10 protein-coding genes are annotated in these 15,612 nt (G+C 63.0%); 6 read left to right on the forward strand and 4 right to left on the reverse strand.

Going from position 1 to position 15,612, the window contains the following annotated elements:
• Positions 1–385: 385 nt before the first annotated feature.
• Positions 386–1,561: a porin gene (locus ACFORG_RS06425; protein ID WP_386734558.1), complete on the reverse strand. Its 1,176-nt coding sequence runs from the start codon at positions 1,559–1,561 to the stop codon at positions 386–388.
• An 83-nt stretch (positions 1,562–1,644) separates the two neighbouring features.
• Positions 1,645–2,886: a dipeptidase gene (locus tag ACFORG_RS06430; protein ID WP_386734559.1), complete on the reverse strand. Its 1,242-nt coding sequence runs from the start codon at positions 2,884–2,886 to the stop codon at positions 1,645–1,647.
• A 147-nt stretch (positions 2,887–3,033) separates the two neighbouring features.
• On the opposite strand from ACFORG_RS06430, the gene ACFORG_RS06435 reads away from it, so the two are divergent.
• Positions 3,034–4,059 (forward strand): AraC family transcriptional regulator, encoded by a 1,026-nt coding sequence (locus ACFORG_RS06435; RefSeq protein WP_386734560.1) that lies wholly within the window; start codon positions 3,034–3,036, stop codon positions 4,057–4,059.
• A gap of 416 nt (positions 4,060–4,475) precedes the next feature.
• Here ACFORG_RS06435 and ACFORG_RS06440 read toward each other — a convergent pair whose 3' ends face one another.
• Positions 4,476–5,978 (reverse strand): BCCT family transporter, encoded by a 1,503-nt coding sequence (locus ACFORG_RS06440; protein ID WP_386734561.1) that lies wholly within the window; start codon positions 5,976–5,978, stop codon positions 4,476–4,478.
• Between the two features lie 133 nt (positions 5,979–6,111).
• Positions 6,112–8,412, reverse strand: coding sequence for a Tex family protein (locus ACFORG_RS06445; protein ID WP_386734562.1), 2,301 nt, complete (start codon positions 8,410–8,412; stop codon positions 6,112–6,114).
• A 308-nt stretch (positions 8,413–8,720) separates the two neighbouring features.
• On the opposite strand from ACFORG_RS06445, the gene ACFORG_RS06450 reads away from it, so the two are divergent.
• From ACFORG_RS06450 to ACFORG_RS06470, 5 genes are all read left to right on the forward strand, one after another.
• The gene (locus ACFORG_RS06450; RefSeq protein WP_386734563.1) at positions 8,721–10,937 is read left to right on the forward strand and encodes an NADP-dependent isocitrate dehydrogenase; all 2,217 of its coding nucleotides are present in this window, start codon (positions 8,721–8,723) and stop codon (positions 10,935–10,937) included.
• A 310-nt stretch (positions 10,938–11,247) separates the two neighbouring features.
• On the forward strand, positions 11,248–11,952 hold the full coding sequence (locus tag ACFORG_RS06455; RefSeq protein WP_386734564.1) for a FadR/GntR family transcriptional regulator: 705 nt from the start codon (positions 11,248–11,250) through the stop codon (positions 11,950–11,952).
• Complete coding sequence (locus tag ACFORG_RS06460; RefSeq protein WP_386734565.1) at positions 11,949–12,956, forward strand: ABC transporter ATP-binding protein; 1,008 nt, start codon at positions 11,949–11,951, stop codon at positions 12,954–12,956. The genes ACFORG_RS06455 and ACFORG_RS06460 overlap by 4 nt, the downstream gene beginning before the upstream one ends.
• A complete protein-coding gene (locus tag ACFORG_RS06465; RefSeq protein ID WP_386734566.1) occupies positions 12,953–14,062 on the forward strand; it encodes an ABC transporter ATP-binding protein in 1,110 nt (369 codons plus the stop codon). Before ACFORG_RS06460 ends, ACFORG_RS06465 begins: the two co-directional genes overlap by 4 nt.
• Entirely contained in the window at positions 14,062–15,570 is a 1,509-nt protein-coding gene (locus ACFORG_RS06470; RefSeq protein ID WP_386734567.1) for an ABC transporter substrate-binding protein, read from the forward strand. Before ACFORG_RS06465 ends, ACFORG_RS06470 begins: the two co-directional genes overlap by 1 nt.
• Positions 15,571–15,612: the final 42 nt, after the last annotated feature.

Consider the following 15,612-nt stretch of genomic DNA (forward strand, 5'->3'; position numbering starts at 1 on the left):
TCAACTTCAAGCTCTCGCAGCTCTGTCCGGGCGCTGGACAGCATCGCATCAAAACATGCGGGAACCCCGGCTGTTCGAACCTCGGACAGCCGTTGACCAATCGTGGCACACGCAGGTCCACATGGCAGAAAACGAGACCGGACCTGACGCCAGAGCAGATGAAGCTCGTTGAAATGCGTGGGCCGGGTGCCTGCAAGCTCGCCGGCGCTGACAGGAAGCACCGTCGGGTCTCTCGGGTGTTTGGATACGAAGATGATCCGCATGTCTGGTCCGACCAACGCACAGTCCGATGCCTTGGGCGAACCCACGACGGGCGCACGTGCGACTCCGGTTTCTCCATCCTGTCTCCGGATCACCTGGATGAGGAGATCGACAGGCTCAGGAACTACAACGGCGTTCTCGACGGGCCATCGTGCGGAGCCTGTGGAAAGCGCTTCCTGGATGATCCTGACGAATTCGCCCTCGACGGTGTCCATGAGCGTTCGAAAGACAGCAACCGATAGAATGCTTCCGAGGTGAACTGAGTGCCTTCGATCCCGTTTGCTTCGGCCCAGTTCAGACCGAGGCCCGCAGCGTCCGTGTTTCGCCCATACCAGGCGATGCCGGTCGAAACGGAACGTTCATAAAGAGCAGCCTTGCCTTGAGAGACGCCTGCTCGGAAAAAGGGCAGCCATTCGTTATTGATGAACCACGCTGCCGAAAACGCTGCTCCGGGATCCTCTGGCCGGCTACTGTCATCGGCTTCGTCAGCATGCCAGATCGTCAAGTGTATGTTGTCCAGGTAGATCCGGTCGAGGCCGCTGGTGTATCCGATCTCGACGCTCTTGAAGAGGTCGCCATCGCTGAAGACATCGGCGTTTGGGCTGGCCGGGTCGGCATTCGCGTCGGCGATGCTGCCCACGGCATAGAAGTTCGTGCCAAGTGCCAAACCCGCGGCGATCCCAAGCCCCGGGTTCGGCGTGTTTATCGTCGGATTTGTGTTAAAGGCCAGGTTCTGGAATGCCGTGTAGGGACTGACCGCGCCGTAGAGGTCGACAAAATCGGTCACGTCGATCTGACCGATCTGAAAGGTCCAGCGCCCCTCAGGGTCTCGCTGTGTCCAGAACAAGTTGGTCAGGATGGTGTCGCTGTCGTTGAAAGCCGTGCCTGTGATCGACATTGCGCCGCCATCAAGCCCCAGAAACTGCGGCGCCAGGTCGCCGTAACGGTGCCGGTTCTCGACCTTGAAGGTCAGCGAACCGGTCTCGGTGGCCTGCCAGGAGCCGTAGAGGCGTAGCATTCCCCCGGCAGCCTCGCCGTAGCCGAGCTCCGAGCTGGACCACTGCCCCAGCGACAGATAGTCGAAGTTGAACTCGAAGCCTTTTTCTGCCAGCCCGTCTTTCCAGGCAAACCAACCCGGAGCAAAGTTGCGCGGGAAATCCGAGCGGAACTGCGGATCGGTCAACCCGTCGCGAGGCATGAGTTCAGCGGCGACGGAGGATGGCCCGGAAAGGCCGGAGAGCTCTGCCTGAGCCGTCGTGCCAAGAAACAGTGATAGAATTGCGGTTGAACATCTGATCATGGACGTCGCGAAACCATCGAGCCGGGTTTACAGGCGGAAATTCGTGCAATGCCCGGCCGCCATTCGGAAACCGGGCCTTCAAATCAACGGGCAAAGAAGCCCTTTCTCATTTCCTCCCGAATGCGCAGGCGCTCCGGGTATTCCGCAAGGAACTGCTCGGGCGGTTTGCCTTCCCAGACCTGGGCGTAGACCCGCATTTTGTTGCCGCCATAGATCTTGGCGAGATCTTCGTTGGAGTAGCCGCGCGCCCAGAGATCGTCGGTGATGGCAGCGAGGATCTTGGCCAACTCGCCATTGCCTGTGGCCCCCTTGTTGAAGGCGTCGATCATGTAGCCTCCATCGTCATACATCGCCGCATTGGCCTTGGCGAAGTTCACCACCAGTTCCGTCGAAAACATGTCGTCGGTGGCGATGCCCACATGGTCCACACCCACAAGCTTGACGTAATAGTCGATCATGTCGGCGGCCTGCGCGGGTGAGATATCCTCCGGCCAGATCCCGTCCATCATCCACTCGGTGAATGTCGGAGCGACGTAACCTCCTGATTCCGCGGCCCGGATCGCCTCGTCATCGGGGATGGCGCGATAACAGCCTTGCGGCGTGGCATTTGGCTCGTCCTTGTAGAGCCCGGCCGGCACGGAATGAGTGTAGACATAGGGCACGCCAGGGTAGTTTTCGTCCACGTAATCCATGGCGTCATTGGCAGTCTTCGACCCGGTATGGCTGAGATCGAGCAGAATGCCGAAACGCACCATTTCGTCGATCACCGATTTGCCCCACGGCGTCAGGCCGATATCCAGCCCTTTTTGCGCCGAGAGTTGGCCGGTGCCGGTCCGGAAGACATCGTTATAGGCAAGGATCATCGACTTGATCCCCATATCCTTGAACAACGCCATTTTCTTCAGGTCGCCATCGAGGATCGTCGCCGTCTGGCTGTTCCAGATAACCGCTGTCTTGCCCTGGAGATGCGCCGCCTCGATATCGCGCGTCTCGTTGACGATTATGAACTTGTCCGACTGCTCCGCCATGGCGGCACGGAAGTGGTAATGCTGTTCGAGCAGGGTATCGAAGCTCATGTCCGCAGCGGCCAGCGTCATCTCGTGCCCGGTGATGCCATTTTCGCGGGCGAGGTCGAAGTAATCGTGCAGCTGTTTGTACTCAGTCCAGCCGGTGCCATAGGGGCTGGCCAGCATGCCGATCACGATCGTATCCATAACGAACTGCCTGGCCTCGTCCGAGGCATCCCAAGTCTTGCTTTCCTCGCTGGCGATTGCGGTCGTGCCAAATACTGCGCTGACGAACAGCGATGACAACAGGCGCTTCATGAGGTCTCCCGAGCTGAGAAATTTTTTCTAACATAGCTCGTGCGCTTGGCTCGCGCGCTTCATTTGGCGACTCCCTACCAAGAATTCTCGCGCGAAATGAATGGAGGAACTTGATATGTACATACCTTATGGTGTTAGGCACAGCGCATGAGCGCGCAATCGCCCCCTGTGATGAGCATCGCCTTTCTGCATCCAGTTCTGGACGCGATGAGGGCACAGGGGTGCTCGGAGGAGGTCCTCACTGGGCAGTTGTCGATCGCGTCGGAGCGATTGGATGACCCTGCGACGATGCTGCCGGCCGACAGGATCTATGGTTTTCTGGAATGGGCAACCGGGCAAATGGGAGATCCCTTTCTCTGCGCCCGAATTGGCCAGCGGATGGCGCGTGGGGGATGGGCGCCGATAAACCCGCTCCTGACGAGCTGTAGGACTGTCTGGGACTTCTTTAGACAGTTCAGTGTCATCGCCGAAGAACAGGGAGGCGCGGCAAGTTACAGGCTGGTAATCGAGGGGCGCATCGCCCTTTGGAAACTAAATCGCTCGAAAGGGGTTTCGGAAAGCGCCCGCTTCGCTGATGCCATGGCGACAGCGTTCTTCGTCGAGCTCTTGCGACAGTCTCGCGGAGCCGACATGACTGAACTCGATTGCATCGCGATGACGCCGGACGCAGACCTTGTTCCGAACGACATTCTGCTACGCACGAACGTCATCGCGGGCGCAAGCGGTATGACCCTTCGCTTTCCGTCGGACTGGCTGGATCGAGAGCTTGGAGAAATCACTCCGTTGCCCGATGTTCCTGATGTCGGCCTTCCTGACATTGGTGTTCTGGATCTTGGCGAAAGGGTGCGCCGATTGCTCGATCAGCACCTTTCTGACCCTGAGTTCGGGCTCGAAAAGGTATCGGCCGCCATTGGCGTTCCGGCCTGGAAACTCCAGAAGACCCTTCGGAACGCCGGTACCAGCGTGGCTGGCATTCGAAACGACTTGCGCCATGTCAGAGCGCAGGAGCTACTGACCTCCGGCGAGCTTGAGATTTCCGAGATCGCAGTTCGTTTAGGCTACACAAACCCGTCAAACTTCTCGCGGGCGTTCAAGGCGAGGGCCGGGGTGAGCCCGGTTGCGTTCAGGAAAGACTCACCGCCAGATGGTCGAGGCCTAACGACCCCTGAATAGCAGCATTCTGCCTACGGAGACCTTGAAAGCGGGGGTTGGATCGAAGTGCCGCGATTGGCGGCCTTCCGTCCTTTCTTCCGCGTGACTTCACAGGTGCAGAGCAAAGCGAGATCCAATGGCGAATGGCGGGAAGGCTTCACTCAGCTCGCATAGCAAAAACAGCACCACGCAGAATGCGTCACCCGAAAGAGGCGCCTTTTTCTTTGGTTCGATCAAAGGGGGGGTACGGCGCAGTACCCCCTGTTTTGACCGTTATGTACAGGCTCTGCGGGGTCGATCGACCGTTTTGTACATCGTTGTACCACCCCGGCCCAAGGTGAACAGTGATCAGCCGTCGGGCCGTGATGCGATCCAGATCAGGAAGCCGACATAGGCGAAGACCGTGATGTTCAGGAGGGTGTCGATGCCACCGCCGATCATGGGCGTGTCTCCTTTTTCAGGACCCGGAAAAGGCAGATGACGAGGATCGGGACGATGAAGACGAAAGCGATTGCGGACAGCGCAATGATCGAGCGGACGAGGCTGATGTCGCCGACCAGCACCATGGCAAGCCCGAGAGCGCCGAGCACGCCACCCCAGATGGTGCGGACGCGCGGGATGGGGTTCTCGTCGCCGCCGGTGCCGATCATGGCCAGCGTGAAACCGGCGCTGACCACGCTGGTCACGACGAAGAGAAACGCGGCGATCACCGTGGCGGTGCGTGTCAGCACGTCGAGCGGGAATTTCTCGAGCAGGGCGAAAGTCGTCGCATCGATGTTCTCGCGGTTGATGGCCGACAGCGCCGCGTCCTGCCGCAGCGCGTCAAAGAAGCCCAGACCACCGAATCCGCCGAACCAGAGGATCGAGAAAATCGTGGGCGCGACGATCACACCGGCGAGGAATTCCCTGATCGTGCGGCCCCGCGAGATGCGCGCGATGAAGATCCCGACGAAGGGCGACCATGCCAGCCACCAGATCATGTAGTTGAGTGTCCAGTCCTGGAACCAGCCACCGATCTCTGGCTCGAAGAATTCGACGGTCGTGAACCCGGCCGGTACGACGTGAAAGACGTAGCGCCCGAACCCCGAGACGATGCCGTTCATGATGTAGGAGGTGGGCCCGAGGATCACGAGATATGCCAGCAGCCCGATCGCAATCAGCATGGCCGCATTGGACAGCTTGGCCATGCCGTTGCCCAGATCGCGGCGCAGCGGGATCGTGAAGGCGATGCACATCGCGGCAAAGATCGGCAATGTCAGCGACGATGGCGTTTCGACACCGATCAGCCCGGCCAGCCCTGCCTGGATCTGAAACACCCCCATCGCCAGCGAACCTGCAAGGCCCACGGCGATCGCCACGATGGAAAGCAGGTCAAAAACCCAGCCCATCGCACGCGTCCATGTCGCATCGCCCAGCGCGTCAACGAGCGGCGCACTGAGCAGCAAGGTCTGGCCGCGCCGGAACGCGAAATAGGCGATGATCAACCCGACGACGCCGTAGATTGCCCAGGCGTGAAACCCCCAGTTCAGGTAGGTCACGAACATCGCCTCTCCCGCCGCGCGAGGATCGCCCGAAAAGCCGCGAAGCGTCTCGAAATGGGTCAGCGGCTCGGCCGCGCCATAGAACAGGAGGCCCACCCCCATGCCCGCGGCGAACAGCATCGCGATCCATGCGGGGCGGGAAAACTCCGGCTCTGCGTCGTCGGGGCCGAGGCGGATATCGCCAAACCGCGATGCGGCCAGAAAGATCGCGACAAAGAGCAGCCCACTCGCCTCGAGCATGATGAACCAGCCGCGGCTGTTGAACTGGGCGGAAACGGCGTTCGATGCCATCTGGCCAAGGCCCGCGGGATCGAGAATGCCCCACAGGGCAATGCCCGCGCTGATCGCAAGGGCAATCACCAAAAGGCTGCTTGGACCACCACCTGCGGGCTTTTGCACCGGACCTTCTCCCGTTCCCTGACGCACGATGCGATCAGCATGCGACGCAACAGGGTCGGTCTGCAACTGCGGCGAGGCGTTCGGTGGGACAGAGCCTAGCCCGGGGCGTGTCATCGCCCCGGGACGGGTCGGGTCAGCGCGAGCGCATCGCGTCCCGCAGCGCGGCACCCAGAGCACCGCCGGTGTCGGATTTCTGCTGCGGCTTGGCATTGCGTTTGGGTGCGGGGCCGCGATCCTTGGCGGGGCCGCGCGCCTGACGGTCCTCGCGGGCCGAGGCGCCGCCATCCTTGCGCATGGTCAGGCCAATCCGTTTGCGCGGCACGTCGACCTCGACGACCGTCACCTTGACCACCTGCCCGGTTTTCACAACCTCGTGCGGGTCCTTCACGAAGCGGTCGGCAAGCTGGCTGACATGAACCAGACCGTCCTGATGCACCCCGATATCGACAAAGGCACCGAAGGCCGCGACATTGGTGACCGTCCCTTCGAGCACCATGCCGGGTTTCAGGTCGGTGATCTCTTCGACGCCATCGGCAAAGCTGGCGGTCTGAAAGCTGGGACGCGGGTCGCGGCCGGGTTTTTCCAGTTCGCCCAGGATGTCGCGCACGGTGGGCAGGCCGAAACGGTCATCGACGAACTGTTCGGCGCGGAGGCCTTTCAGCGCGCCCTCGTGGCCCATGATCTGGCGGATATCGCGCCCGCAGGCCGAGACGATCTTGCGCGCCACGTCATAGGCCTCGGGGTGGACGGCTGAGGCGTCGAGCGGCTCGGCCCCGTCGCGGATGCGCAGGAAGCCGGCGCATTGCTCGAACGCGCGCGGCCCAAGGCGAGAGACCTTGAGCAGGTCCTTGCGGGAGCGGAAGGCGCCGTTCAGGTCGCGATGGCTGACCACGGCCTCGGCCAGGCCGGGGCCAAGGCCGGATACGTGGGCCAGCAGCGGCGCGGAGGCGGTGTTGAGATCGACGCCGACGGCGTTCACCACATCCTCGATCACCGCTTCGAGCGATTTCGACAGGCGGTGCTGGTCCACATCGTGCTGGTACTGGCCGACCCCGATGCTGCGCGGTTCGATCTTGACCAGTTCGGCCAGCGGGTCCTGCAGGCGTCGCGCGATGGAAACCGCGCCGCGCAAGGAGACGTCGAGATCGGGAAATTCGCGCGCGGCGAGTTCCGATGCGGAATAGACAGAGGCGCCGGCCTCGCTCACCACCACCTTGGTCGGCGGGGTGACGCCCTTGGGCAGGAATTTCAGTGCCTCGCCGACCATGCGCTCGGTCTCGCGGCTGGCGGTGCCGTTGCCGATGGCGATGAGTTCGACTCCATGCTGTGCGATCAGCCGCAGGATCGTCTGTTGTGCGCCCCGCAGGTCGTTTTTCGGCTGGAACGGATAGAGCGTGTCGGTCGCCACCAGCTTGCCGGTGGCATCGACCACCGCTGCCTTGACGCCTGTGCGGATACCGGGATCGAGGCCCAGCGTGGGACGATTCCCGGCGGGCGCGGCAAAGAGCAGGTCCTTGAGGTTACGGGCGAAGACGGCGATGGCCTCGTCCTGTGCGCGGGCGCGCAGATCGCCCATCAAGTCGACCATCATCGACAGCGAGAGCTTGACCCTCCAGGTCCAGCCCGCGATCTTGCGCAGCCAGGCGTCGCCAGCGCCCTGCCCGCGCGCGCCCAGTCGCGCGGCGACCATCGCCTCGACCTGTTCTGGGTCGGGCGGGGCGATGTCGAGCGTCACGATCCCCTCCTTTTGGGCGCGCAGCATGGCGAGCGCGCGGTGCGACGGCACCTTGGACCAGGCCTCGGCATGGGCGAAATAGTCACTGAACTTGGCGCCTTCGGCCTCTTTGCCGTCGATCACCTTGGCGCTGAGCACCGCCTCTTTCTGCATGTGCTCGCGCAGGGTACCCAGAAGCTCGGCGTCCTCGGTCAGACGCTCGGCGATGATGTCGCGCGCGCCGTTCAGGGCATCCTTGACCGTGGGCACCGCATCGGAGAGATAGCTCGCCGCCAACGCCTCGGGGTCGGCCTGCCGGTCGGCGAGGATGGCCTCGGCCAGCGGCTCCAGCCCGTTTTCGCGGGCGATCATCGCCTTGGTGCGGCGCTTGGGCTTGTAAGGCAGGTAGATGTCTTCGAGCTGGGCCTTGGTCTCGGCGCCGGCGATGGATTTCGCCAGATCGTCCGTCAGCTTGCCCTGTTCCTTGATCGACCCGAGGATCGTCTCACGCCGCGCCTCGAGCTCGCGCAGGTAATCGAGCCGGTCCGACAGCGTGCGCAGCTGGGTGTCGTCCAGCCCGCCGGTGACCTCTTTGCGGTAGCGCGCAACGAAAGGGACGGTCGCGCCCCCGTCGAGAAGCTTGACCGCGGCGTCGACCTGTTCGGGGCGGGCGGCGATCTCGGTGGCGATGGTGCGGGCGATGCGGGCTGTGGGCTCCAATTCGGTCTCCTGCGATGGTTCGGGAGACCTGTTATATCCGGTCGGGCCGGACGCGAAACGCCAAATGTGGCTGGCCGCGTCACTTGAGCAGAAAGGCGCGCCGGATGTCGCGCGCCTACGGCATGCGCGCCCTTGGGACAATTTGCGCGGGGCCATCCGATTGATCGCGCGCCCTGCCTGTACTAAGGGAGGCGCGTCACATTCACCGCCGACAGCCCGCAGGCCGGGCCCCCGGCGGCCTCTCCCCGCCGTGGCGCGTCCGCGTCACCGCTCTCACGCCCCAGAAAGGCCGAAAAAGGTAAGGGACCATGGCAGATCACACGAACCCCGACATTGTGTATACCATTGTAGACGAAGCGCCGGAGCTTGCCTCGGCATCCTTCCTGCCGATCATCCGATCCTTTGCATCGGCGGCGGGTATCACGGTGGGCACGCGCGACATCTCGCTGGCCGGACGAATCATCGCGACATTCCCCGAGAAACTGACCGACGCGCAGCGCCAGAACGACGATCTTGGCACGCTGGGCGTTCGCGTGAAGACGCCCGACGCCAATGTCATCAAGCTGCCGAACATCTCGGCCTCGGTGCCGCAGCTGGTCGCCGCGATCGAGGAATTGCAGGCGCAGGGCTATGACATTCCCGATTACCCCTACGAGCCGTCGACCGACGAGGAAAAGGAGATCCGCGCGCGGTATGACGCGATCAAGGGCTCGGCGGTGAACCCGGTCCTGCGCGAAGGTAACTCGGACCGTCGCGCGGCGGCGGCTGTCAAGAATTATGCCCAGAAGAACCCGCATTCGATGGGCAAGTGGGAAAAGGGCAGCAAGACCAAAGTGTCTTCGATGCCCGGCAACGATTTCTATGCCAATGAGAAATCCGCCACGCTGACTGCCGCGCAGGCGGGCGATGCACGGATCGAGTTCGTGGGCATTTCCGGCAAGCCCGAAGTGCTGAAAAGTGGCTGGACGCTGGACGAGGGTACCGTGGTCGACGCGACCTTCATGTCGGTGAAGGCGCTTTCGGCCTTTCTTGGCGAAGCCATCGAGGATACGAAATCGGACGGCACCATGTTCTCGCTGCACATGAAAGCCACGATGATGAAGGTCTCGGACCCGATCATCTTTGGCTATGCGGTCAAGGCGTGGCTGAAGCCGGTGTTCGACAAGTTCGGCGACGAGTTGAAGGCGCTGGGCGTGAGCCCCAATTCGGGCATGGGTGACCTGCTGAACAAGGTCAAGGACAAGCCCGAGATCATGGCCGCCATCGAAGCCGTGCGCGCCGAGCGCCCCGAGATGTACATGGTCGACAGCGACCGCGGCATCACCAACCTGCATGTTCCCTCGGACGTGATCATCGACGCCTCGATGCCCGCGGTGATCCGCGCGGGCGGCAAGGGCTGGGACAGCCAGGGTAACAAGGGCGACGTGAACTGCGTCATCCCCGACAACTGCTATGCGCCGGTCTATGACGAGACCATCGAGTTCTTCAAAGCCAATGGCGCGCTTGACCCCACCACGGCAGGGGCCGTGGCGAATGTGGGCCTGATGGCGCAGAAGGCCGAGGAGTACGGCAGCCATCCCACCACCTTCGAGGCACCGGGCAACGGCGTGATGCGCATCGTTCTGGCCAATGGCGAGACACTGCACGAGCATCCGCTGGAGGAAGGTGACATCTGGCGTGCCTGCACCGTCAAGAAGGCGCCGATCGAGAACTGGATCGAACTGGCGATGGACCGTCAGCGGCTGACCGGGTCCGAGGCTATTTTCTGGCTGGATGCGAAGCGCGCGCATGACGCGGAGCTGATCAAATACGTGACGCCCGCGCTGGAGAAGGCCGGCGTGGCCGACAAGTTCAAGATCATGGCACCGCGCGAGGCGACCCGGCAGAGCCTTGAGACGATCACGGCGGGCAAGGACTCCATCGCGATCACGGGCAACGTGCTGCGCGACTACCTGACCGACCTGTTCCCGATCCTCGAACTGGGAACCTCGGCCAAGATGCTGTCGATCGTGAAGCTGATGAATGGCGGCGGCCTGTTCGAGACCGGTGCCGGCGGTTCGGCCCCCAAGCACGTGCAGCAGTTGCAGGAAGAAAACCACCTGCGCTGGGATTCGATGGGCGAGTTCTGCGCCCTGGGCGAATCTTTCAAGTTCCTCGCCGACGGTCAGGGCAATGCCAAGGCCGACGTTCTGGGCCGTGCGGCCGAGACGGCGACGCAGGGTATCCTCGACGATGGCCGTTCGCCCAGCCGCAAGGTGGGTGAACCGGACAACCGCGACAGCCATTACTGGTTCGCCCGCTACTGGGCCGAGGCGCTGGCGGCACAGGACGAGGATGCCGAACTGGCCGCGCATTTCGGACCCATCGCGCTGAAACTGCAAGAGAACGAGGCGCAGATCCTCAAGGAACTGTCCGAGGTGCAAGGCAAACCGGTCGACCTGGGCGGGTACTACCATCCCGACCGCGAAAAGGTCGCTGCCGTGATGCGCCCCAGCCAGACGCTGAACGCGATCATCGACGGTTGAGAGATTGCGCCCGACCCACGGGTTGGAGCCATTCAAGTGATTGGAGTCGCCAACGTCTAGTTGGCGGCTCTTTTTTTATCTCCTTCAGGAGCTTGAGGCCTCTTCGAACCGCGTGAGGCCATTCCGGAGATCGTTTTTCCAAAGGCCATCCGGCCAGGAATTGAGCGCCTAAATTTTGAGCAACATCGTCAGCTTGATGAAATCGGTTGCAGAAAAACCGGATGCCACGCTTGACTCGCCCGACTGAACCAATGCTTATTTGGTTCGTAACCAATTCGTAAATGCTCCGACCTGACGGGTGGCAAGAGCCTTGAACTACGTTCCGGACCAGACAGACAATTCGGCGGCGACCATCGCGGCGATCCGGCAGATCATCGAAACCGGAAAGCTTCCGGCCGATGGACGGCTGCCGACGGAACGCGAGCTTGCGGCCGAGCTGGGGTGCGGGCGGCGGTCCATCCGGCGGGCGCTGGATGCGCTGGAGGCCGAGGGGCTGATCTGGCGCAAACAGGGCAAGGGCACGTTTGCCGGGCAGCCGCCCGACCCCAAAGGCGCGCTGGCCGCCGAAATCGCGCCGCAAGCGGACCCTGTTGTCGTCATGGAGGCGCGGATCTGCATCGAACCGGCGCTGGCCGAACTCTGCGCGCTGCGCGCGACGGGCGAGGATGTGCAACGCCTTCGCAAGCTGGCCCAACGTGCCTCGCACCCGATTGACGCGGATACGGCGGAGTTGTGGGACGGCGCGCTGCACCGGGCCATCGCGCGGATTGCGGGAAACCCGGTCATGCTGACGGCGTTTGCGATCCTCGACGAAGTGCGCGTTGGCTCTGAATGGCAGGCCAAGCGCCACAGGGCGAGAACGCCCGAGACCATGACACTGTATGACACGCAGCACCAGCAGATCGTCGACGCGATTGAAAAACGGGACGGAAAGGCGGCCTTTGACGCGATGCGACAACACCTTGAGGCGCTACTGACCAATCTGCGAACCTCGCTTGAGGAGACACCGAAATGACCGGGTCCGGCACGCCGCTTCTTGAGGTTGCGAACCTTGAATTGCGCATCGGGGCGGCCCCGGAACCTATCGTCGACGGCGTTTCCTTTACGCTCGACCCCGGTGAAACGCTGTGCATTGTCGGAGAGTCCGGATGCGGGAAGAGCCTGACGGCATTGGCCCTGATGGGTCTGCTGGCGACCCCGCCGCTGCGCCGCACTGCTGGGACCGCGCTGTTTCAGGGCGAAGACCTGTTCGCCTTGTCGCAGGATCGCTTGCGCCAGGTCCGCGGCGGGCGCATGGCCATGATCTTTCAGGAGCCGATGTCGTCTCTGAACCCGGCGCTGAAAATCGGCGAACAGATTGCCGAGTCGGTGCGCGTGCATCAGGGGCTGGGAACCGAGGCCGCGCGGGCGCGAGCGGTCGAGATGCTGGAACGCGTGGGCATTCCCGCCGCCGAAAAACGGCTGGACGAGTATCCGCACCAGCTGTCGGGCGGGATGCGTCAGCGGGCGATGATTGCCATGGCGCTGGCCAATGATCCGTCGCTGCTGATCGCGGATGAACCGACGACCGCGCTGGACGTGACGATACAGGCGCAGATCCTGGATTTGATGCGCAACCTATCAGAAGAGAGCGATGCGGCGCTCATCATGATCACCCATGATCTTGGCGTGGTGGCCGAGATGGCCGACAAGGTTGCCGTCATGTACGCGGGGCGGATCGTAGAGGCCGGGAGTACGGCCCAGATCTTTGACGATCCGCAGCACCCCTACACGCTTGGCCTGATCAGTTCGATGCCGGCGCTCGGCGGCGCGCGAAGCCGGCTGGTGACCATCCCCGGAAGCGTCCCGAGCCCGACGGACATGCCGTCAGGTTGCCGTTTTGCCGCAAGATGCCCCTTTGTAGGGCCTGATTGCGCGGTGGCGCCACCGGGCCGCGAGATTGCGCAGGGGCATAGCGTCGCCTGCTGGCGGGCGCCTTTGGAAGAGGCCATGGCAGAGCGACAGGAGCGCAGCGCATGACCACCCCGAGCATCCTTGAGGCGCGCGCGCTGAAGCGGCAGTTCGTGACCAGGAAGCCGCTTTTCGGTGAACCGACGGTGGTGCGGGCAGTCGACGGTGTCGACCTGTCCGTAGCAGAGGGCGAGACCTTTGCCATCGTGGGGGAGTCCGGCTGTGGAAAGTCTACACTTGCCCGCCTTTTGGTGCGCCTGATCGAGCCCAGCGCGGGGCAGGTCTCGTATCGTGGCAAGGATATCGGTGGACTGTCCGAGGCTGACCTGCGCGACCTTCGGTCCGAAATCCAGTTCATCTTTCAGGACCCGTTTTCTTCGCTGAACCCCCGGATGACAGTGGGAGCCCTGATCGAGGAACCGCTGAAGACGCACGGCATCGGCACGGCGGAAGAGCGTCGCGCCACGGTTGGCCGTATCCTGACACGAGTGGGTCTGCGGCCGGAACATGCGGACCGCTACCCGCACGAGTTTTCCGGCGGACAGCGGCAGCGGATCGGGATTGCGCGGGCACTGGTGACGCGCCCGAAGGTCCTGATCGGGGATGAACCGGTCAGCGCGCTGGATGTCTCGATCCAGGCGCAGGTGATCAACATCCTCGAAGATCTCAAGGACGAGTTCGGGCTGACCATGATCGTGATCGCGCATGATCTGGCGGTGATCCGGCACATGTCCGACCGCGTGGCCGTGATGTACCTGGGCAAGATCGTGGAGACGGGGCCAACCGACGCGTTGTTCGAGGCACCGGCGCATCCGTATACCGAGGCGCTTTTGGAGGCGATTCCGATCCCGTCGGTCGGGGCGCGCAAGGCGCGCGTCGCGGTCGAGGGCGACCCGCCCAACCCGATCGCACCGCCGCCCGGATGCCGGTTTCACACGCGGTGCCCCTATGCCGAGGCGCGCTGCCGGTCAGAGGAACCGCCGCTTCGCGATCTCGGAGATGGGCGCAAGGCCGCGTGCCATTTCACCGGCAATCTGGCGCTGAAGGGAATCCAGCCCGTTGCAGAAAGGCGCAGCGCAGCGGCGGCGCGACGCTTCGACATATACAGCGCCGCACGCGAGGGGCAGGACCCACTCACCGAACAGGAAACAGTTCAACAAGGAGGAAATTCATAATGCGTATCGGTAGAACACTCACGGCCGCGGCGCTGCTGGCGCTCGGAACGGGCATGGCACATGCCCAGGATTTCAGGATCGGGTTGCAGGAAGATCCCGACGTGCTGGACCCCGACCAGTCCCGCACCTTCGTTGGCCGGATCGTCTATGCGTCGCTCTGCGACAAGCTGGTGGACATCACGCCCGACCTCGAGATCATTCCGATGCTCGCCACGGACTGGGAATGGAACGAGGCCGGCACCGAACTGACCATGAACCTGCGTGATGACGTTATGTTCCATGACGGAACGCCGTTCAACGCCGAGGCGGTCGCCGCGAATATCGACCGGTCCAAGAACCTCGAAACCTCGCGCCGCAAGTCCGAGGTCGCTTCTATCGAGAGCTGGGAGGTCGTGGACGAGTACACGATCAAGATGACCCTGGCGTCGCCGGATGCCACGCTGATCGCGCAGTTCGCCGACCGTTCGGGCATGATGCTGTCGCCGACCGCCTTCCAGGACGCGGGTGAGGATTTCGGTCTGAACCCTGTCTGCGCCGGGCCCTTCAAGTTCGTCGAACGTATCCAGCAGGACCGCATCGTTCTGGAGAAATTCGCCGATTACTACCGTGCGGACGAGATCAACTTCGACTCGGTGACCTTCCTGCCGATCCCCGACACCACGGTCCGCCTTGCGAACCTGCGCGCAGGCGATCTGCACATGCTCGAACGCCTTGCCGCGACCGATGTCGCATCGGTCGAGAGCGATGACGGGCTGCAGCTGGAGCGCGCCACCTCGCTTGGCTACCAGGGCATGACGATCAACGTGGCGAACGGAGCGGGCGCGACAGGGCCGCTCGCGGAATCGAAACTCGTCCGGCAGGCGCTGTCGCTTTCGATCGACCGCGAGGCGTTGAACCAGGTTGTGTTCGAAGGGGCGTTTGCGCCCGGCAACCAGCCATTCTCGCCCGCGTCGCCGTGGTACAATGCCGATTTCCCGGTACCCCAGCGTGACATCGACGCCGCCAAGGCCCTTCTGGCCGAGGCCGGAGTTGCCGACGGGCTGACCATCGAGGTGCAGGTTGCCAACAATCCCGTGCAGACGCAGGTCATGCAGGTGATCCAGGCGATGGCCGCCGAGGCTGGCATCACCATCGAGCTTGCCGCCAAGGAGTTCGCGACACTGCTGGCCGACCAGTCGGCAGGCGATTACACCGCCAGCCAGATCGGGTGGTCGGGCCGCGTCGATCCAGATGGCAACATCCACCAGTTCATGACGACCGGTGGCGGGATCAACGACTCCAAGTATTCCAACCCGGACATGGACACCGCCCTGAACGAGGCGCGCCTGTCGACGGACGTGGCCACCCGCAAGGAAAGCTACAACGCGGCCGTCGCCCTGCAGCAGGAGGATATGCCGATCATCTACCTGTACCATCCGGTGTGGATCTGGGCGCTGGATGACAGCGTGTCGGGCTTTACGCCTTATCCGGACGGGATGATCCGCCTGCACGGTGTCGCCCAGAACTGATGACAATCAGGCCCGGCTGAACGGCCGGGCCACCCTTGGAGA

It is taken from the genome of Lutimaribacter marinistellae, from assembly GCF_042648365.1.
In the GTDB taxonomy this organism is placed as follows: Bacteria; Pseudomonadota; Alphaproteobacteria; order Rhodobacterales; family Rhodobacteraceae; genus Lutimaribacter_A; species Lutimaribacter_A marinistellae.

Excerpts from the sequence above, each read along its gene's own strand:
- ACFORG_RS06465 (WP_386734566.1), top strand. The coding sequence starts at position 12,953 with ATGACCACCCCGAGCATCCTTGAGGCGCGCGCGCTGAAGCGGCAGTTC.
- ACFORG_RS06470 (WP_386734567.1), top strand. The coding sequence starts at position 14,062 with ATGCGTATCGGTAGAACACTCACGGCCGCGGCGCTGCTGGCGCTCGGA.
- ACFORG_RS06450 (WP_386734563.1), top strand. The coding sequence starts at position 8,721 with ATGGCAGATCACACGAACCCCGACATTGTGTATACCATTGTAGACGAA.
- ACFORG_RS06430 (WP_386734559.1), bottom strand. The coding sequence starts at position 2,886 with ATGAAGCGCCTGTTGTCATCGCTGTTCGTCAGCGCAGTATTTGGCACG.
- ACFORG_RS06435 (WP_386734560.1), top strand. The coding sequence starts at position 3,034 with ATGAGCGCGCAATCGCCCCCTGTGATGAGCATCGCCTTTCTGCATCCA.
- ACFORG_RS06425 (WP_386734558.1), bottom strand. The coding sequence starts at position 1,561 with ATGATCAGATGTTCAACCGCAATTCTATCACTGTTTCTTGGCACGACG.
- ACFORG_RS06460 (WP_386734565.1), top strand. The coding sequence starts at position 11,949 with ATGACCGGGTCCGGCACGCCGCTTCTTGAGGTTGCGAACCTTGAATTG.